This window comes from Halomonas binhaiensis (assembly GCF_008329985.2).
Taxonomy (GTDB): Bacteria; Pseudomonadota; Gammaproteobacteria; order Pseudomonadales; family Halomonadaceae; genus Halomonas; species Halomonas binhaiensis.
The window spans coordinates 3,973,072-3,992,096 of record NZ_CP038437.2 but is presented as its reverse complement, the minus strand read 5'-3'; the positions used below and the strand labels follow the sequence as shown (position 1 = coordinate 3,992,096).

Sequence of the window (19,025 nt, the reverse complement as noted above, 5' to 3'; positions counted from 1 at the left end):
CTGGCCGAGGCTCGAAATGGTTGGCTATGGCTTGACTGACGAAAGCGTGACTGGCTAAAGCTTGACCGGGTCGAAGCCGAAAGCTTCTTCCATCGGCACAGGTTGACCGAGGTGGAAGCCCTGTCCGTACTCGATTCCGTAGGAAGTCAGCAGGGGAATCAATGCTTCGTGATCGACGTACTCGGCAATGGCCTGCTTGCCGAACCCGAAGGCAATATCAGCCACCGCCTTGACGATCACTCGGCTGTCGGCACTGACCGCCAGGCTACGGATGAATGATCCATCGATCTTGATGTAGTCCACGGGTAGCTGACCCAGGTAATGGAAACTTGAGAATCCGACACCAAAATCGTCCAGGGCTGTATGGCAACCCAGGTCACGCATGCTCTGCAGTACGCCGCGTGCGGTGGAAAAGTCGGTAATTGCCGCGGTTTCCGTCACTTCCAGAATCAGATGGTGAGGATCGGCATCATATTCAGCGAGCTCGTCGGCGAGGAACTGATTGAGACCTTCGTCATGCAGTGACTGTCCCGAAAGGTTGACTGCCAGGCTGATGCCTTTCAGGTGCGCCAGAGCCTGTACGCAGTGATGCAGCACCCAGCGGTCGATGGCAATGATCTGGCCACTGTGCTCGGCAAGCGGAATGAAGCGTGAAGGGGGAATAAGGCGGTCGCCATCGCGCATGCGCAGCAGTACTTCGTAGTGGCGGATGCTATGGCTCTTCATATGCACGATGGGTTGCACCATCAGTACGAAATCATCGTCGTCCAGCGCGCGACGAATTCGTTCGGACCAGTAGACACGCTCATTGAGCTCATCGCGGGCATTGGCCAGTGCCGACAACAGATGCCAGCGTTGTAGCGGATTCTCCTTGGCCTTGTACATGGCCATGTCGGCGCTTGCCATCAGGTCTGCAGGTGTCGTGCCGTGGGTAGGGAACTGCACGATGCCGATGCTGGCCGAGATACGATGGCGGTGGCCTTCCGCCACAAAGCTCAAGCTGTCCAGCAGTTGATTGAGGTGCTTGGCGACACTGATGGTCTGGTCGCTGTCGACGCCTGTCAGCAGCAGAGCAAATTCATCGCCTCCAAGCCGGGCCACGGTACCACGGTGGGTATACTCCTGCTGCAGCAGGCGGGCAACCTCATGCAGCATGCGGTCCCCGGCATGGTGACCACTCAGCTCGTTGACTTCCTTGAACTGGTCCAGGTCGAACAGCAGTACAGAGCCATGATGGCCCTGGGCCAGTGCCTTGTTGAGTGCTTCCTGGAAGAAGCGCCGGTTATACAGTTCCGTCAGTGGATCGCGTTCCGCCAACCAGGTCAGCCGGGCCTCGGCAGCCTTGCGTTCAGTGATATCCAGGCCGACTGAGATGCGTGCCTGGGAGTTTTCGTTATCACGAGGGAAAGGGCTGTGATGCCAGATGATGGTATGGCATTCGCCACTGGGAATGACCAGTTCCCGCTCTTCATAACGCAGCTCAGTCACGTTGGAGGAGGGTTGTGCTGCGCCTTCATCAGGGAAGACGTCATCGAACCGTCGGCCAAGCAGTGTTGAAGCGGGGGTCTGCAGTTTCTCTTCGAGGTGGGCATTGACCAGGTTGATACGCCCTTCATCATCCAGCGTCACGATGAAGACCTGGGCTGTGTCAATCAGGCTGCTGATGAAGTCGCGCTCTCGGGCCAGTTCGTTGACCCTCTGGGCCAGCTCGTCACCACGTATCTGGACTTCCTGCTGAAGAAGGTCAAGCTGGTTGGCCAGGGACAGGGTACTGTGCTCCAGGATATCGATTTCGTCAGGCCACAGCTTGTTCTTGGGGGATAAGGCCGCGCGTACCTGATCGAACCCGCCGCTGGCCAAAGGGGGCAGAACGGCAGCTATGCGCCGTAACCGGGCCATGGGATTGAGCAGGATGGCCAGCAGCAGCAACTCTGCTGATAGCCAGCCAAACAGGCTGGCCAGCATCAGCGTGCGGGTATCGAGGCGGATGGCGTTGATCTGCGCAGTGACATCCGAGACCAGGAGAAAATAGGCGCTGGTTGCGTTGTTTGATGATGCGCGAGCTGGTTGAGGGAGGATGGGTATGGCAGATATTTCCAGTTCCCGGCTACTGTGAGTCAAGCGCCAAGGCGTAGTTTCCAGGTCCTGCAATGCAATCTTGGGGGCTGCCTGATGCAGGATGGGCATGCTGACATCCTGATTGGTCACCGCGATGACCCAGGCGTTCCAGGAATCGATGTGCCTCTCGGGCCGTGCATCCACGGGGCCACGAGTATGATTGACGACCAGCGCGGTTTCGCTGCTCGATAACTCCTTGGCCTGGCGAGTGACATAAGCCAGGGAACTGGATATCACGAGACTACCGACGCTGCCACCATCACCTAGTATGGGGACCGCTGCATAGTGGAAGCACTGCGGGGTGCAGCGCAGTGTCGACAGCGGCCTTTCCTGGCCCATGACCTGAGCAGTCCAGGCACGGAAGTCCTTTTCATCCTCCAGGGTTGGTGTCCCCTGCTTGAACAACAGGTGGTTGGAGGAATCGTAAACACGGATTTCCTCGATGCCGGATTCCAGCTGCAGCGTAGGCCACTGTGACGACAGGGCTGCGTCTACTGCCAAGGCATCGGAGGCTTCCAGGGCCTGGCTAAGCTGGGGTGCGGCGGCGACGACACCGGCAAGTTGCTTCAGACTGGTTTCCGCTCGGGACAGGGCAAAGTGCAGTTCACGTCGATGTTGCTCGACCTGCTCCTGGCGGTCGCTGTCGAGCTGCTTGTTCATGTTCGCCCAGGAAAGATAAGTGATCAGTACTGCCAAGGCGACAAGGAGCAGACTGGACAGCATGACCACCCGCCAGGTCAGGCTGGGGCGAGGGCGCCGGGGAGCATCATGATCCTTGGCCATGTTCATCAGAACCTCAGCGACAGCTGCATCAGCCACATATTCCAGATCTGTTCGGTCTGAGATGAGTCGGGGTTATCCTGCAATGACAACCATCCCGTACCGTCAACGTGATGGTATTCACCTGACAACATCACATTGGGATGAGGTGTCCACTGCACGCCAAAGGTCAGGTCATCGGCATATTGGGAATACGCCGGGCCGAAACCTGCCGCCTCGTACTTGTGGCCATTGGGGTCGTTGCGGTTGTGGACGAGAGTGTCGTAACGCACCAGCCATTGCCAGTCATCCAGGAAGCGACGAGTGTATTGTACGTACCAGCTTTCCCCGGTCTGGCTGATGTCATCGAAGGCATTGAAGCCGCTGGTCTCTACTCTGCGCAGGGCGTATTCGCCTGTCAGGCTCCAACGTTCTGCATTGTACTGGGCGGAGAGAATCACTGGCTGAAAGGAGAATTCACCGTCACCGGGAAAGTCGCCTGGAGATTCATACTTCTCGTGCACGGATGCGGCGCTCACCGCCAGCACGATACGTCCCCCGTCATGTTCGTAGCGAACCTGGCCAATGACCGAAAGGTCTCCTTCCAGAGAGCCAGGCAGGTCGTCCAGTCCCAGACTGCTTTCCGCGTCGTCGCCGGCCTGAGACCTGCCGACGCCAAACTGGCTGTGCAGCAGGCCACCATTGTCGAGGCGCGCTTCGTGATACAGGCTCACGCCATCACCTGACATGGCAACGGAGCGTGTACGGTCAAAGTAGATGGATTGAGGAAGCAGAATGCTGGGGCGAGTGAAGGCTACGTCCCTGGTCTGGTTGTAGAAGCCGAGGGGATTCTTGAAGCGGCCAAGCTGGATGCCAAAGGTCTGGTCTGCCGTGGATAGCATCTGCCAGTCGATGATGCCGTAGTCGAGTGTCGGCGAACCATCATCGTCTTTGCCTGCACGGCGGCTCAATGCCTGGGCGGCGATCAGCAGGTTCTTGGTTGGACGCAAGGAAGCGTTGAAGCCGAGTTCAGTGTAATCCCAACTGCCATTGCCATCGCTGCTGGAGCCAAAGAAATTGTTGTGATCGGTAACGATATAGGCCTGGCTGAGGAAGCCATGCAACTGCAGCGAGTCCAGAGCATTGGTATCCGTTGCCATGGATGGCGAGACGCCAAGCGCAGAGATTGCTACGGCGAGGGTGCCGCCTGCGGCTCTACTCCACGTTGATGACTTGGACGCTTTCATCCAGGTACTCCCTGTTGATGTAACCAATAGCGCCTGGTGTGGATGACACCGCAGCCACCATTTGCCGCTGTGTACGGACACGGTGGGGCGCCTGACCTGTCCCGGAAAAGACCATGCGGTCCCAGGCCAGTTGTAGTTGATGTGGGTAAACGGACAGCCATTCCTTGGCAAATGTCGCATGAGTGGATGAATCATTGGGTAATACGAAGACCTGAGCCGCATTACCGTCTGGCCAGGTGCGCTGGCGCATGGCGAACAGCGCGCGCAGCGTGTCACGGTCGAGCCTGCGTGAGGCTACGCCGGGATGGGCAATGACCAATATGTCCTGTCGCGAGCTCACCTGAGCAACGGCAGGTGTGCTTCCGAGCGAGATTGCCAGATAGGCCAAGCCTGCGACGAATAGCCCTTGCAAGGCTGCTCGCCGCAATAGATTAGGTCCGCCTCTCTCGGAGAGGCCGGATGTGTACTGCTTCCACATTTGCGCCAGGAGCGACGACTGCCAGGCCATAGTGACTCCACTTCTCCACTGAGCCGGGGCTTATGGGCCTTGCCCGGATAGGGAGAGGTTCCCTGCTGCAGAGTTATTCTTGGTGGTTGCGTTGTTTTAGTGATTAAAAGATTAGTCTATACCACATCTTTACAAGGTAAATATCTAATAAAACGACATAATCTTCAAAAAAGACGGCGAAAAAATGACTGACGCTGGCGAAAAGCCAGCGTCAGTGGGAGGAACGGAGGGGATCAGGGGAGAGTGAAGCTGGCCTGGTTAAGCCATAAATGCGTGGCCACGCTGGCGGCATAGCCGAGTGCGATGACGGGCGTCCAGCGCAAGTGGCCCATGAAAGTGTAGTAGCCACGAGCCTGCCCCATCAGGGCCACGCCGGCAGCAGAGCCAATGGATAGCAAACTGCCGCCAACACCTGCGGTGAGTGTGATCAGCAGCCAGTGGCCATGCGACATGTCGGGCTCCATGGTCAGCACGGCAAACATGACGGGAATGTTATCGATGACGGCCGACATGATGCCCAGGGCGATATTGGCCCAGGTTGCGTTCCACTGGGTATACATGACATCGGACAACAGCCCCAGATAGCCCATGAAGCCAAGCCCGCCAACACACATGACAACGCCATAGAAGAACAGCAAGGTGTCCCACTCGGCACGAGCGATACGATTGAAGACGTCGAAAGGCACGACGCTGCCCAACTGCTCCAGCTTCCGCCAGTCGCCTCGCTGAACATACTGGGTACGCTTGCGATCCAGGGACCGAGGCAAGCTCTTGCGCAGGTAGTAACCAAAGAACTGCAGGTAACCGAGGCCGGTCATCATGCCCAGCACCGGTGGCAGATGCAGCAGCGTATGGCAGGCAACGGCCGTGGCGACAGTCAGCAGGAACAGTAGAATGATGCGCCTTGCACCGCGCTTGAGTTCCACCGCCTCATCCAGGCTTTCAGGCGTGCGTTTGGGAATGAACAGCGTCATGGCCAGAGCCGGGACCAGGAAGTTGACCAATGATGGCACCAGCAGCTCGAAGAACTCCTGGAACTGGACCAGGCCCGCTTGCCACACCATCAATGTGGTGATGTCGCCGAAGGGGCTGAAGGCGCCGCCAGCATTGGCGGCAACGACGATATTGATGCAGGACAGGTTGATGAACTTGCGGTCGCCCTCGGCCACCTTGGTGACCACGGCACACATCAGCAAGGCGGTCGTCAGGTTATCGGCGACAGGCGAGATGATGAATGCCAACCCGCCGGTCAGCCAGAACAGGCTGCGATAGCTGAAGCCTTTTTGCACCATCCAGGCTCGCAGTCCATCGAATACCTGGCGTTCATCCATGGCGTTGATGTAGGTCATGGCGACCAGCAGGAACAGCATCAACTCCGAGAATTCCAGCAAGGTGGCATGGAAGGCATGCTCCGCCTCATCCGGCAGTCCTGATTGCACATAAACCCAACCAATCAATGCCCAGATGATGCCAGCAGCCACCAGGACCGGCTTGGACTTGCGCATGTGCAGTTTTTCTTCCGCCATGACCAGACCATAGGCCACCACGAAAACGGCCACGGCAAGGAAGCCTGTCGTGGAGCCTGTCAGGTTCAGTTCACCGGTAACGGCATGACTGGCACCGCTGAACCCTAGCAATAGTAGAGCGGTAGCCATGAGGGCCGGCCATTGACAGGAATATGTCATCCTGAGGCTTGGACGTTCAGGTGTCGCGTTGTTGGTTATCATGACGACGAGTCCCGAGTAAGGGAAACACTGTATAAATGCCTGCGCGTGCGAATCACTGTGCTATAGCCGCCATCCATGGCGGCTACCCTTCGGGCCATCCGAAGGATGTTCCAATTCGCTCCCTGCGAATTGGTGCGCGGTGCTCACCATCCTCACCTATACCCCATAGGCTCCGGTTGTTGCGCGCCGTGCGCCTTGTGCTTCATTCCGCTCGGCTGATTTATTCAGCGATTCCTAAGTGTATGGAAAAGGTGAGAAATCGAGATTGAGCCTAGCACAGGCTTTTGCGGCGCAATATGCGGCAAAAGGTGGGGGAGGACTCCTGCCTTAATGTTCATCTGAAGGGCGTCGATGAGAGGCGCGAGGCGAAGGCAAAAGTGCAAAGCAAAGTACGCTGAATAAGGCAATACGCCCATTGTGCGTCGCTCGGTCACGCCATTTGCCTGCTCAGAGGGCATGTTCTATGGCATTATGCGGGTTCGGGGGAGCAGGAACGTTCTCCTTCTCTCATGATCCAGCCAGGCGTTTGTCACATGTTTCTCGACGAATTTCACCGCTGTGTCGACGATCGCATTCTGATTTCGGCCGACCAGGCAAGCCGCTTTGCCAAGCGCATCGCGGGTGATTTCAACCCCATTCATACCCCGGGGGCACGGCGTTTCTGCGTGCCTGGCGACCTGCTGTTCGCCCTGGTGCTATCGCGTTTCGGATTGTCCCAGCATATGAGTTTTCGTTTCCTGGCCATGGTGGGAGCAGACCGCTCGCTGACCTTTGCTTCTAGTGATGATGGTGTGATTCGCGTCTTCGATGACGAAGGCAAGTGCTATCTCGAAGTGATGCGGCGCGGTGAGACCACTCAGGACGCCAGCGTGATCGAAGCCTTCACACGTTGCTATGTAGCATTTTCGGGCAAGAACTTTCCTCACTACCTCAAGCCGCTGATGCAGCAGCATGGCGTGATGTTCAATCCCAAGCGCCCGCTGGTGATCTACGACAGCATGGGCTTTTCACTGGACAGGCTCGATGCATTGCAACCCGAGCTGCAGCTTCGCGACTCCGAGCTTGCCGTGCTTGGCAAACGGGGGGATGTCAGCCTGGAATTTGGCATCAAGGCCGACGGAGAGGATATCGGCGTGGGCTCCAAGAAACTCGTGGTCAGTGGCCTGTGCGCCTATGATGCCGAGGCTATGGACGATATCGTCAGTGAGTTCTATCGCCTCAAGGCAGCCCACACGGTCTCTGCCTGAATCCTCGGGGCCAGGTTTGAGTGCACTCAGATCAGCCCCTGGATCAGTCCGATGCCCAGGCACAACAGCACGACAGTCCAGGGTGGCAGGCGCCAGGCCACCAGCATGACGAACCCGATGACGACGATGGACAGGTCGCTCATGGAGGTCACGGCGGTTTTCCATACCGGGTCGTAGAGTGCCGCCCCCAGCAGGCCGACGACGGCTGCATTGGCCCCACGCATGGCGGCCTGTAGACCACGACGGGTACGGAGTTGTTGCCATAGTGGCAGCAATCCTGTGACCAGCAGTGTTCCCGGCAGGAAAATCGCGATCAGCGCCACCAGGCCGAGTAACAGGCTGCCATCTCCTGCCTCGGTTCCCAGGTAGGCCGCAAAGGTGAATAACGGTCCGGGTACTGCCTGTGCTGCACCATATCCCGCCAGAAAGGCATCCTGTGTCACCCAGCCCGGCCCGACTGTCTCGGCTTCCAGCAGGGGCAGCACGACATGGCCACCGCCAAACACCAGAGCACCGGCTCTGAAGGCCGCATCTGCCAGCCCCAGCCCCAGGTGTTGACTCACCAGAGCCAGCAGCGGCAGCCCTGCCAATAGCACGACAAACAGGCTCAACGACAGGGCAGGCAACCAGGGTGGGAGCGGGACGCCAAACACCATCTGAAGGTCCTTGTGGGCAGAGGCGTCATGTTCCTTCTCATCACGCCACAGGCCCCACCCGATCAGGGCACCACTCGCGATGGCGATGACCTGGCCAAATACTGCTGCACCAATGTGATCAGCCATGGCGATCATTACGATGGCCAGGGCCGCAATGGAAGCCCGAATGGCATCGGGGCAAAGACTGCGCGCCATGCCCAGCACGGCCTGGGCCACGATCACCACTGCTACCAGCTTGAGACCATGTATCAGCGATTCGCCCAGTGGCCCGCCCATGGCGGAAGCTCCGAGGGCAAATAGCATCATGGCCAGGGCAGAAGGCAGGGTGAAAGCCAACCAGGCAGCCAGTGCCCCCTTGAGTCCTCCGCGCATCAGGCCGATGGATAACCCTACCTGGCTGCTTGTCGGACCGGGAAGGAACTGACATAGCACCACCAGGTCGGCATAACTGCTTTCGCTCAGCCATCCTCGGCGAGCGACGAAAGCTTGGCGAAAATATCCAAGATGGGCCACGGGGCCACCGAAGGAGGTAAGCCCCAACACCAGGAAGGCGCGGAAAATTTCACGCAAGGATGAATACGAGGAAGAGGTCGTCATGTAGCGTCATCTGCTGGTGTTCATTGAGCGATCATCCTGGCGCGTTCATATGACAGGGTCATGATGGGAATAGAGAAGGCTCCCAATTCAGGCCGCTGGCGCGTATCACCCGACGGGTGATGGCCTGGTCGAGGATGCCGTGCCCGTTTTCCACCAGTGTCAGCCAGTGTCGGGCTCGGGTGATGCCGGTGTAGACCAGTTCCCGAGTCAGGATGGGGTTGGGGGCATTCGGCAGGACCAGGGCGGTGTGCTCGAACTCGGAGCCTTGTGACTTGTGCACTGTCATGGCGAAAACTGTTTCGACATCGCGCAGGCGGGCGGGTAGCACCCAGCGAATGCGGTCACTGCCATCCGTCGCCGGAAAGGCAACTCGAAGCGTGGTACCTCTAGCATGCTCCGGGTCAGGGAGGGCCAGGGTGATGCCGATATCGCCATTCATCAGGCCAAGGCCATAGTCATTACGAGTGATCAGGACAGGCCGGCCGGGATACCAGGTTTCCTCCGACACCTCGGCGGTCCAGCCCGGCAACCAGCCGCTACGGGAAAGGGCCTGGCGAATCCGGATATTGAGCCCTTCCACTCCCCATGGTCCCCGGCGCAAGGCACACAGCAACTGGAAACTGCCATGAGCGTGGAGCACACGCCTGGCCCAGTCATCCCACACCAGGTTGCCGTCGTTGGCATTGCTGTGGCTGACATTGCCGTCGATATTCATGTCAGGCGTGCCGGCGGCTTGATGTGCAGGGCGTGTCCGGAGCATGACATCCAGATAATGACGGTAGCCTTTTGCTGCATTGCCTGCCTTGTGAGCCGACCCCTCGACAACCAGCTGTTCAAGCCGTTTCCCCGTGGTTGCATCATCGGCGGACAGCGACAGGCCGACCAGATCCGGAAAGCCTTGGTTGAGAATGCGCCGAGCGGCATCTGGAGCCCCGGCATTGACGGCCTTGGCCAGTTGTCCAATGCCGCTTGATGCGTCAAAGCGGTGGCTGACACGCAGCATCATCACGACCTGATCCAGGTTGAGGCCGTTGGCATCGATGACATCATTCGGCAGGCTCTGGCCGGTGGCGGTGCGAAGCCAGGCGGCAGTTTCCGGGAGATAATGGCCGCCCTCGGCGCGTCGGCACAAGTCTCCCAGCACGGCTCCGGCTTCCACCGAAGCCAACTGATCCTTGTCGCCAAGCAGTACCAGGCGTGCCTGGTTTGGCAAAGCCTTGAGCAACGCTGCCATCATCTCTACATCGACCATGGATGCTTCGTCCACCACCAGCATGTCGAGTGCCAAAGGCGATTGTGCGTTGTGCTGCAGGCGCCGAGTGTCCGGGCGTGAGCCCAGCAGGCGATGCAATGTGACAACCTCGCTGGGGATGGCATCGCGCAATCGCTGGGGATCCTCGCTGAGACCATCCAGCATCAGGTTTTCCACCTGGGCGGCAATGGAGGCATTGAGCCGGGCCGCTGCCTTGCCTGTAGGGGCTGCCAGGCGAATGCGCAAGGCTCGGCCGGCTTGCTTGAGAGCATGGCTCTGCAGCAGGGCCAGCAGCTTGACGACGGTGGTGGTCTTGCCGGTACCGGGTCCCCCGGTGATGACGGCGAATGGCGAGCGGGCAGCGAGGGCACAGGCCTGGCGTTGCCAATCGATGTCTGTGGCGCGGGGGAACAACGCATCCAGGGGCGTGGCAAAGTCGTCAGGATTCGATGCTGCCGTTTCGAGACGGGCAGAGATGCTATGTCGAATATCCTGCTCATGCTGCCAGTAGCGGCGCAGATACAGGCGTGTCGTGATGTTAGCGTCATGCCCGACGCTCTCTGCGACGAGGGGGGTTACTCCGTGCCCATGACCGACCAGTTGCGGGTGTGCCAGAGCCGCAGCCCATTCGTCCGTGCTCAATTCGGCCAGCACTTGGCTTGGCAGAGGTGGCAGGTCCTCCAGCCCATCTCCTTCCGGTGGCAAGGACAGGGCTAGGTCGGGAACGTTCAAGGTCTCGGCCAGGTCGAGGCACAAGTGGCCCCGGCCCAGTTGATGGCTGGTCAGCGCCGCTGCCAGCAGCAACAACGGCGGGGCATCGGGACATTCCTGGACAAGGAACTCTGCAAACGTCCGGTCCAGTTCCTTGAGCCAGCCGCGTGTCACCCAACGATCGAGCAGGGCAAGCAACGTGCCGCGATCGCTCAGGGCGGGGTGATGCTGGCTCATTGGCGATGTTCTCCTTTGGCTGCGGGCGTTTCGTTTATCGCTGAAGGCTTTTCTTTAGCTGAGGGCTCTTTTTTAGCTGAAGGCTCTTCTTTAGCTGAAGGCTCTTTTTTGGCTGAAGGCTCTTTCGTCACTGAAGGTGCACCACGAAACAGCTCATCCAATGCCGTGATGAAGGCGGGCGCTGGACACTCGGCATGAACGCCGCGGCTGCTGGCGGTGATACCACGCAGGAACACGTAGATGGCACCGCCAAGGTGCTGCTGACTATCGTAGTCAGGCAGTCGCGCAGCCAGCAGGCGATGCAGGGCCAGCAGATAAAGGGCGTATTGGACATCGTAGCGCTTGCTCAGGACGGCATCGCGCATGGCATCGGCATGGTAGGCCGAGTCGTCATCACCCAGGTAGTTCGATTTCCAATCCACCACGTAGAAGCGACCATGGTGCTCCACCACCAGATCAATGAACCCCTTGAGCATGCCGTTCAGGGTATCGGCCTCCAGGCGTGGACGAGGATGGCCGGGTAGCAGATTGGCGCTGACCAGATCATCCAGGCGCCGGGTGTCGACGTTGTGGCTGGCAAGCCAGAACTCCAGTTCGACCTGGTAGCCATGGATATCTTGCAGTGCCATAGGGGGCGCCGAAGGAAGAGGTAGCGGGGTCGAGACAAGCTGGGTCAACCACTGGCACAGGGGGGAGGCCCAGTCTTCCCACCCGCGCAGGCGGGTGCGGCGCTGGACCATGTCGGCCAAGCGTTGCTCCTCCAGGGCATTAGCAAACCCCTGCTCGCCTGCCCACTCGAGCAGACCATGCAGGAAAGTGCCTGCGGCGGGCCCGCGGGGAAAGCGGTGCAAGCTGGTGGCCGCGGGGAGCATGGCACCGCGTTTATCATCCGGCTCGAAGGCCAGCTCGCGGACATTGGCTTCCAAGGCGGTGGTGGGTTCGGCGTGCTTCCGGGATTCGCTGTCTTGCAGTGTATCGCCGGGAGACTCAATAGCCTGGAAAGCCGTATCGATGCGGTCATCCAGCATCAAGCTGTGCTGAGCGGTGGAGGTAGAGCTACGCAAGCTGCCGAGCTGCAGTGCGGAATAGCTGGCAATCCACCAGTGCTCCCTGGCCGCCCGTCGTGGGGTTCGGGCAGGTTCGAGCAGTACGTTGTCAGTGTCGGATGTGAGCCGGGTGGTGTCGGCTTCCGGCAAAGCGGTCAGGGCAATGGAGGCTTCTCCGGCAGCCAGGCGCGACAGCACCATCTTCAGGTTGTTCGGCCCCAGGGCTTCGCCTCCGCCGAGCAAGTAACCGATGGCGCTGCGTTCGAGTTGCGGCAATGGAGCCAGCCCAAGCCAGCAGGCGTGACGTGCCCGGGTCAAGGCCACATACAGCTTGCGCAGATCCTCGGCCAGGCGTTCTCGGTCAGCGTGTTCGAGAATCTCGTCGCTGGCTTGCAGGGCCAGTCGTTTGTGCTGGCCGTCGTGCCACCACAATGGGACATCGGTCTTTTTCTGTTCCCTGAAACTGGCGATGAAGGGTAGAAACACCAGGGGGTATTCCAGCCCCTTGGATTTGTGGATGGTCACGACCTGCACCAGGTCAGCATCACTTTCCAGGCGTAGCCGGTGGCGATCATCCCGCGCGGGGTCTGCCTGTCGGCCCTCGGCCAGGTAGCGGATCAGCGCATGCTCGCCATCCAGCTCCTGACTGGTTTGCTGAAGCAACTCTCCAAGGTGCAGCAGATCGGTGAGATGGCGCTCGCCACGCTCCTGGTCGGCCAGCAGGCGGGCCGCGACATTGAAGTCGCCCAGCAGGCGGCGAAGCATCGGCAGGACCCCCTGTCGCCGCCAACGCTGGCGATAGTCTCGGAACTGCAGCACCCGGCGTTCCCAGGCCAGGTCATCCTGCTCCCGCGCACTGGACAATGCATCCAGCTCATCCAGGCGTAGCCCCAAGCTGGGGGTGGCCAATGCGGCGCGCAAGGCCATCCCATCGTCCGGATGGCTGACAGCGCGCAACCAGGTTTCGATTTCCACAGCGGCTGGCGTCGCGAAGACGCCGTCCTTGTCCGACAGATAGACACTCTTTATTCCCCGCCGCGACAGGGCCTGGCGAATGGCGCGCGCTTCGCTGCCATTGTTGACCAGTACCGCCAGCTCGCCCGGTGTCAACTCCCGCAACTCAGCATGCTTGTCTGTTGAAGAACCGGTTGTGGAAGAGTCGGTTGTGGGAGAGCTGAAGCCGGTACGCCCCTCGCGGGCACCGATCAGCAGCCTGGTCATATAGCTGGCGCAGGCTTCGGCCATGGTCTCGCGGTAGTGGCCTTTAGAATAGTTGCCCTTGGAGTCGCTGCCCTTGGAATAGCTACCCCCGGATACGTCGTCTTCGCTGTCCTGATACCACAGCGTCAGGGCAGGTAATGACGTGCCATTGTCCATCAGGGTTTCGTCGCGACCGTTGGCTGCCACGGGTACAAAGGGCAAGGGGTTGTCGGTGCCATGCCGAAACAGGAATGCGCCACTGGCATAACCTTCGGCCTGCGCGAAGCAGTGGTTGACGGCGCGGACCATGGCTTCGGTGGAGCGGAAGTTTCTGCCCAGTGTGGCATGACGTCCCTGGGTGGCATGCCGGGCTTCCAGGTAGGTATGGATATCGGCGCCACGGAAAGCGTAGATGGCCTGCTTGGGGTCGCCAATCAGCAATACGGCGCTCGGCTCGATTTCCTCCTCGGGGCTGTCATTGCCACTGAGCCGATAGACACGATCAAACAGGCGATATTGCACCGGGTCGGTGTCCTGGAACTCGTCGACCATGGCCACGGGAAACTGACGCCGGATACGTTCGGCCAGCCGTTTGCTCTGAGAGTCGGCTTGAGAACCAGCCTGAGCGGAATCGCTTCCGCAAAGCGCTCGATCCAGATGAATCAGCAGGTCATCGGGACCAATTTCTGCCCGGCGGGCCTGGGCCTGGCGGCGGCGCTCCGCCATCCAGCGCACCGCGTGACTGACCAGTGCCGGGTAGGCGTCGGGCAGGTCGTTCAAGTGCGCAGGCAGTTCGGCCAGTGCATTCAGGGCGGGCAAGTCCGGCGGTGGACCCTCTTTCCAGATATCGGCCATGCCTTGCGGGGTGAGACGTTTCCAGGCGGCATCGCTCAGGACAGGCTGTTTCTGGCCTGGATCTTCCACCCACTGGCGCAGGGCGGCGAGCCAGTTGGCGCGACTCCGGGAGTTGAACTTCTGGCCATTGAAGGCTTTGCGCGAAGCAGCATCTTCAAGTACGGCCTCCATCTCATCCAGCCAGGCAGGCCAGGGTGCCTTGAGTTCGGCAAGGCAGTGCTCGGTTTCGGCACTGACATGCTCAAAGGTTTCCAGAGGAACTGGAGCTTCGTCCAGGCTTTCAGCATGGGGCAACAATCTTCCCAGGGCCTTGTGCAGGGCTTCCGGCGTTTCCCAATGACTCGTGAGCTGGTCGAGATATTCGCTGGGCAATGCATAGAGGAAGGTGCGCCAATAGTCACGGGCGACGTCCAGTTCCAGTTCGCTCTGATCGGTTTCCAGGGAAAGCGAGAACAGGCTGCCGCTGTCGAAGGCATGCTCGCTGAGCATGCGGTGGCACCAGGAATGGATTGTCGAGATGGCCGCTTCGTCCATCCATTCCGCGGCCAGTTGCAAGCGCCGACCACAGGCGGGCCAGTGTTCCTGTGGCCACTGGTTGCGCAGGCGCACCAGGGGATCGCCTGCGTTGTCGGCATCCTGCGGCTCTGTTGATTGCGGCGCCTGTTGTTGAGTTGGTTGTTGAACGGGTTGTTGAAAAAGCTCTGCCGCTTCCACCAGGCGTGCACGAATGCGGTCGCGTAGCTCCAGTGTGGCGGCATTGGTAAAGGTCACCACCAGAATTTCAGGCGGTGTCAGCGGACGTGGAAAGGCAGCAGTATCCGGTTCGCCATCGGCAGTGCAGGGTCTGGGGCCGAGGACCAGGCGCACGTACAGCAAGGCGATGGTAAAGGTCTTGCCGGTCCCGGCGCTGGCCTCTATCAGCCGGTTGCCGTCGAGAGGCAGCGTGACCGGATCAAGCATGATGCTGGTGGTCATTGGTTGCCTCCATTGTCAGCTTCCCCGGACCTCGCAAGACGGCTGAGCGGCCCATATAGCGATTCGGCGAGAGCGGCAAATTCATTGCCATGCTCATTGATCAGGGCTTCTGGTCCGGCCCAGACACGGGTCAGGTAAGCATTGCGAGGGAATTCCCCAGGCTGGAATTCATTGCCTACCAGGACTTTCCAGGCATCATCCAGGGCCGCTTCATCCGCTTTTTCAGACTGTCCCTCGAGAATACGAGACATGGCTGCAGGAGTTCCGCCTTTGCGCAGCCAGGCGAAAGCCGAATCTCTGGCCAAGGGTAGCGGGCGACACATCGCTTGATGCCAGACGGTGGCAATGTTGCCGAGCCAGGACTGTGCCTCATCGGCGGACAGTGGGGGCAGATGGCCATCTCCCACGCGGGACAGCAGGCGGGTGGTGGTCGGGCCGAGACAGATCTGAGCCACGAGATGCACCACCCAGGGGCGGACCCAATGCTTCCAGTGGTAACGGTTGTTGCGAATCAAGCTGGATGTCAGCAATACCACTCGACAGCGCTGGCCATCAGCGTCTTGGCGAAGTTCATCGATGACATCCTCGATTTCCAGACCTCCCAGTGTCAGGGAAACCGGGGTGGCGACCTGATGGGCATGGGGCCAGCGTTGGCAGGTTCGGGCATATAGCTCGAACAATTCATCCATGGGCTCGACCAGGTGCTGACGCATACGTTCGGCAAAGCCCCCCATGGCGAGATGACCTTCCCGGGCCAGCCGATCCAGTGTGCTGTACAAGGCATCCTGACGAGCCTGGTGCCTGTCGTCTTCACCGCCTTCAGTACTGTCGACGGCCCTGCGCTGGGCCTGGATCAGCGTGTCTTGCAACTGCCATCTGTCCAGGCCATTCAAGGCAAAGGGCTCCTGGTCGAGCCGGCCAGACTCCGGCAAGGCCAGCCGGACGCCAAGCCGCTGGTTGAAGAACGTAGCGACGGGGTCGTCCAGCAACCGGGACAGGCGAGCCAGTGTCAGGGGGGCGTTGGCTTCCCAGGCTGGCAGGGGAGCAATGACCTGGTCCGTGAGGGCATCACGATCATGCACCTGACGCCACTCGTGGGCATAGCTGAACAGGTGTGGCTGGCCCATGAAATAGTGAGGGCTGAAAGGCGTCAGCGGGTGCTCGGTGGTCAAGTGCTCCAGCAGGGCGGTACTGCCATTTTCATCGCTCTCGTCCAGTTGCCAGCCCCGGGCCAGGTGATCGCGCAGCTGGCTGACCAGTACGGATGGGGGACATTCGCTATTGTCATGAATGCTGCGTCCTACCCAACTGATGGACAGGCGCTCCCGGGCGGAGAGCAGGGCTTCGAGAAACAGGTAGCGGTCATCCTCCCGACGCGAACGATCCCCGGGCCGATAGTCCTGGCCCATCAGGTCGAAGTCCTGGGGAATCTGGGTACGCGGATAGTCGCCATCGTTCATGCCCAGCAGCCATACATGGCGAAACGGAATGGCGCGCATGGGCATCAGGGTCGCAACATTGACGGCACCGGCCAGGAAGCGCTGGGACAGACCGCCGTCGTCCAGGGTCGTCAGCCATTGCTCGCGCACCACCGCCAGGGGAATCTCGCCATCGAAGTCCGCTTCGATAGCCGATTCATGCCAGGTTTCCAAGGCTAGATCGAGACGGCTGAGCAGGTTGCTGTCGTTATCGTCCACCGGGCTGAGGCAATCGTCGAGCAGCGCGCGCAGCCGGATGCACCAGTTGCCTACATCCGTCGGTGTGGAAAGCGCATGCCAATGATGTTCGAGGGTGTCGATCAGACGCACCAACGGGCCAGCCAAGGCGGCTTCCAGTCCGCCGATGTCACCGTAGGGCGCGATATCGTGCCAGGCCGTATCCTGTCCTGGCGCTGGTGTCGGTTCATCTGCTGCCCCTTCTCCCACGGCGTAGCCCAGCAGTAGACGGCGCAGGCCAAAGGTCCAGGTGTTCTGGCTCAACCCTCCTGGCAAGTCGAGGCTCTGGCGCTGCTCGGCATCCAGTCCCCAGCGGATACCGCTACCCGCGATCCAGCGTTCCAGCACCGGGAGATCGTCCTCGCGGATGGCAAAGCGTTCTCGCACGGCTGGCACTTCGAGCAGGTCGAGCAGGTTCGATACCGAAAGGCGAAGCTCTGGCAGCCGGGTCAGGGTTTCCACGGCGATGGCCAGTGGCTGGCGATGGCGGCTGGCCTGGTCGGAGAGGGTAAAGGGAATGTAGCGTGGGTCGTCGCTTTCCAGACGTCCGAACACGGATGTCACTGCCGCTGCATAGGCATCCACCTCCGGTACCATCACCAGCACGTCTCGTGGCCTGAGGGTTTCATCGGCACTGAAAGCGGCGAGCAACTGATCGTGGAGTATTTCCACTTCGCGCAATGGGCTGTGCGCAATATGGAATGTCAGTGAAACATCCTTTTCTTTTTCAACCGCGGGCCAAAGTGATTGAGTTTCACTCAGCGGGCGCAGGGCGCGAATATCATCCTGCAACTGATGCAACAGTTGCTGGCGGCCATCGGGCAGGGCATGTGGTTCAAACAGGTCGATGCGTAGTGCATCGTTCTCGAACAGCTTGGCATATTGCTGGTGTTCATCGAACTCATCGAGCAGGCGCAGGTAATCGCGGCCCTGCTTGCCCCAGGCTGCGAGCAAGGGATGGGCGTGAAGGTGCATCTGGCTGTCGTCGAGATCCAGTGGCATGCCGGGGCGCTGCTGCTGGCGACGCCGGGCGGCACGCAACAGATCGCGGTGTTCGATGATATCGGCCCAGTAGAACTCACAAGGGTTATGCACGCACAGCACGACCTGGCACATCCGCGACAGGGCGGCCAGGGCCTCCAGGGTCTGGCTGGGCAACGACGAGATACCAAATACCATGATTCGACGTGGCAGCCCTGCTGGACGCGTCGAATCATCGAGAGACTGGCAGGCAGCGACAAAGCGCTGGTGGACGCCAGCACGGCTGGAGGCAATACCGGCTTCGCCAATATCGGCACGCAGCACTCGCCACAGCACCGCTTGCCAGTGTTGGTCTTGCGGCAGTGGGCGGGACTGGCCTCGTGCATCGATCAGTACATCATCGCCATTGGACCAGGCTTCCAGCCAGTCACCGCGATAGACCTGATACTGGTCGAACAGGTCCGCCAGGCGCTCGGCCAACTGGTGGCGCTTGCGCTGGTCATCGTCGGTATCGAGAAAGCGCTTCAATGGAGTGAACGCTTCAGCAGTATCTGGGGCGTCCAGCAGGCTGGGCAACAGGCGCATCAGCCGCCAGGTCAGGCGTGACTTGTCGAAGGGCGATGTGGAAGGCACCGAATCGGGGCCATCCAAATGTGTCAGCACCGTGCGATAGGCTTGCCACAGGAAACGCGCCGGCAGGGTGACATCCAGTGCCGCCGCGATACCGCAGCCACCGTCCTCCGGATTGGCGGCCAGCGCCAACTTGAGCCATTGGCTGATGCCGTTGCTCTGCACCAGCAGCACCTCGTTTTCCAGCGGTCCCAGCGGATGCTGGCGCATCCAGTTCACCGCCAGGTCGCGCAGTGCTTCCAGGTGATTGCCATGGATCACCATGAATCCCGGTGTGAGGGCAGTCGACTGCGCCATGCGGCTTCCTTGAGGTTACTGTGCTGGGGAAATGGTGCCGTAAACCACGGTGTTGTGAAAGGCGGGAAGCATCACCGTCTCGTTGAACAACGACCTGCCGGGTCACTGACGCCGAGGCAACAGCCTTCCGCGTCGAGTATGCGACGATTCGGCATGGAAGAACGGAGTTGGGGCTGATGACTCATGAAGGGCAGCGAGGATTGCCCTTCATGAGTGAAGGAAAGTAAGGAGAGATAGGCTTAGGGATACTCTGAATAAGTCGACGAG

At 60.0% G+C, this 19,025-nt stretch carries 9 protein-coding genes; 1 reads left to right on the top strand and 8 read right to left on the bottom strand.

Going from position 1 to position 19,025, the window contains the following annotated elements:
* Nucleotides 1-54: 54 nt before the first annotated feature.
* From E4T21_RS17465 to nhaD, 4 genes are all read right to left on the bottom strand, one after another.
* Nucleotides 55-2,907, bottom strand: a complete 2,853-nt coding sequence (locus E4T21_RS17465; protein WP_338036103.1) for a bifunctional diguanylate cyclase/phosphodiesterase — start codon at nucleotides 2,905-2,907, stop codon at nucleotides 55-57.
* Nucleotides 2,907-4,124, bottom strand: coding sequence for a hypothetical protein (locus E4T21_RS17460; protein ID WP_149286246.1), 1,218 nt, complete (start codon nucleotides 4,122-4,124; stop codon nucleotides 2,907-2,909). Before E4T21_RS17460 ends, E4T21_RS17465 begins: the two co-directional genes overlap by 1 nt.
* Nucleotides 4,093-4,632, bottom strand: coding sequence for a hypothetical protein (locus E4T21_RS17455; RefSeq protein WP_240349210.1), 540 nt, complete (start codon nucleotides 4,630-4,632; stop codon nucleotides 4,093-4,095). Before E4T21_RS17455 ends, E4T21_RS17460 begins: the two co-directional genes overlap by 32 nt.
* A 233-nt stretch (nucleotides 4,633-4,865) precedes the next feature.
* On the bottom strand, nucleotides 4,866-6,287 hold the full coding sequence (gene nhaD, locus E4T21_RS17450) for a sodium:proton antiporter NhaD (protein ID WP_240349209.1): 1,422 nt from the start codon (nucleotides 6,285-6,287) through the stop codon (nucleotides 4,866-4,868).
* Between the two features lie 605 nt (nucleotides 6,288-6,892).
* Between nhaD and E4T21_RS17445 the strand changes: the two genes are divergently transcribed.
* Nucleotides 6,893-7,606, top strand: a complete 714-nt coding sequence (locus E4T21_RS17445) for a DUF3581 family protein (protein ID WP_149286244.1) — start codon at nucleotides 6,893-6,895, stop codon at nucleotides 7,604-7,606.
* A 26-nt stretch (nucleotides 7,607-7,632) separates the two neighbouring features.
* On the opposite strand, the gene chrA is transcribed toward E4T21_RS17445, so the two are convergent.
* From chrA to recC, 4 genes are read right to left on the bottom strand one after another with little or no spacing between them, the layout of a single operon-like run.
* Nucleotides 7,633-8,859, bottom strand: a complete 1,227-nt coding sequence (gene chrA / locus E4T21_RS17440) for a chromate efflux transporter (protein ID WP_149286243.1) — start codon at nucleotides 8,857-8,859, stop codon at nucleotides 7,633-7,635.
* Between the two features lie 58 nt (nucleotides 8,860-8,917).
* Complete coding sequence (recD, locus tag E4T21_RS17435) at nucleotides 8,918-11,059, bottom strand: exodeoxyribonuclease V subunit alpha (protein ID WP_149286242.1); 2,142 nt, start codon at nucleotides 11,057-11,059, stop codon at nucleotides 8,918-8,920.
* On the bottom strand, nucleotides 11,056-15,135 hold the full coding sequence (recB, locus tag E4T21_RS17430) for an exodeoxyribonuclease V subunit beta (RefSeq protein WP_149286241.1): 4,080 nt from the start codon (nucleotides 15,133-15,135) through the stop codon (nucleotides 11,056-11,058). Before recB ends, recD begins: the two co-directional genes overlap by 4 nt.
* Complete coding sequence (gene recC, locus E4T21_RS17425; RefSeq protein WP_149286240.1) at nucleotides 15,132-18,758, bottom strand: exodeoxyribonuclease V subunit gamma; 3,627 nt, start codon at nucleotides 18,756-18,758, stop codon at nucleotides 15,132-15,134. The genes recB and recC overlap by 4 nt, the downstream gene beginning before the upstream one ends.
* Between the last annotated feature and the right edge of the window lie 267 nt (nucleotides 18,759-19,025).

Excerpts from the sequence above, each read along its gene's own strand:
- E4T21_RS17465 (WP_338036103.1), bottom strand. The coding sequence starts at position 2,907 with ATGAACATGGCCAAGGATCATGATGCTCCCCGGCGCCCTCGCCCCAGC.
- E4T21_RS17460 (WP_149286246.1), bottom strand. The coding sequence starts at position 4,124 with ATGAAAGCGTCCAAGTCATCAACGTGGAGTAGAGCCGCAGGCGGCACC.
- E4T21_RS17455 (WP_240349210.1), bottom strand. The coding sequence starts at position 4,632 with ATGGCCTGGCAGTCGTCGCTCCTGGCGCAAATGTGGAAGCAGTACACA.
- nhaD (WP_240349209.1), bottom strand. The coding sequence starts at position 6,287 with ATGGCTACCGCTCTACTATTGCTAGGGTTCAGCGGTGCCAGTCATGCC.
- E4T21_RS17445 (WP_149286244.1), top strand. The coding sequence starts at position 6,893 with ATGTTTCTCGACGAATTTCACCGCTGTGTCGACGATCGCATTCTGATT.
- chrA (WP_149286243.1), bottom strand. The coding sequence starts at position 8,859 with ATGACGACCTCTTCCTCGTATTCATCCTTGCGTGAAATTTTCCGCGCC.
- recD (WP_149286242.1), bottom strand. The coding sequence starts at position 11,059 with ATGAGCCAGCATCACCCCGCCCTGAGCGATCGCGGCACGTTGCTTGCC.
- recB (WP_149286241.1), bottom strand. The coding sequence starts at position 15,135 with ATGACCACCAGCATCATGCTTGATCCGGTCACGCTGCCTCTCGACGGC.
- recC (WP_149286240.1), bottom strand. The coding sequence starts at position 18,758 with ATGGCGCAGTCGACTGCCCTCACACCGGGATTCATGGTGATCCATGGC.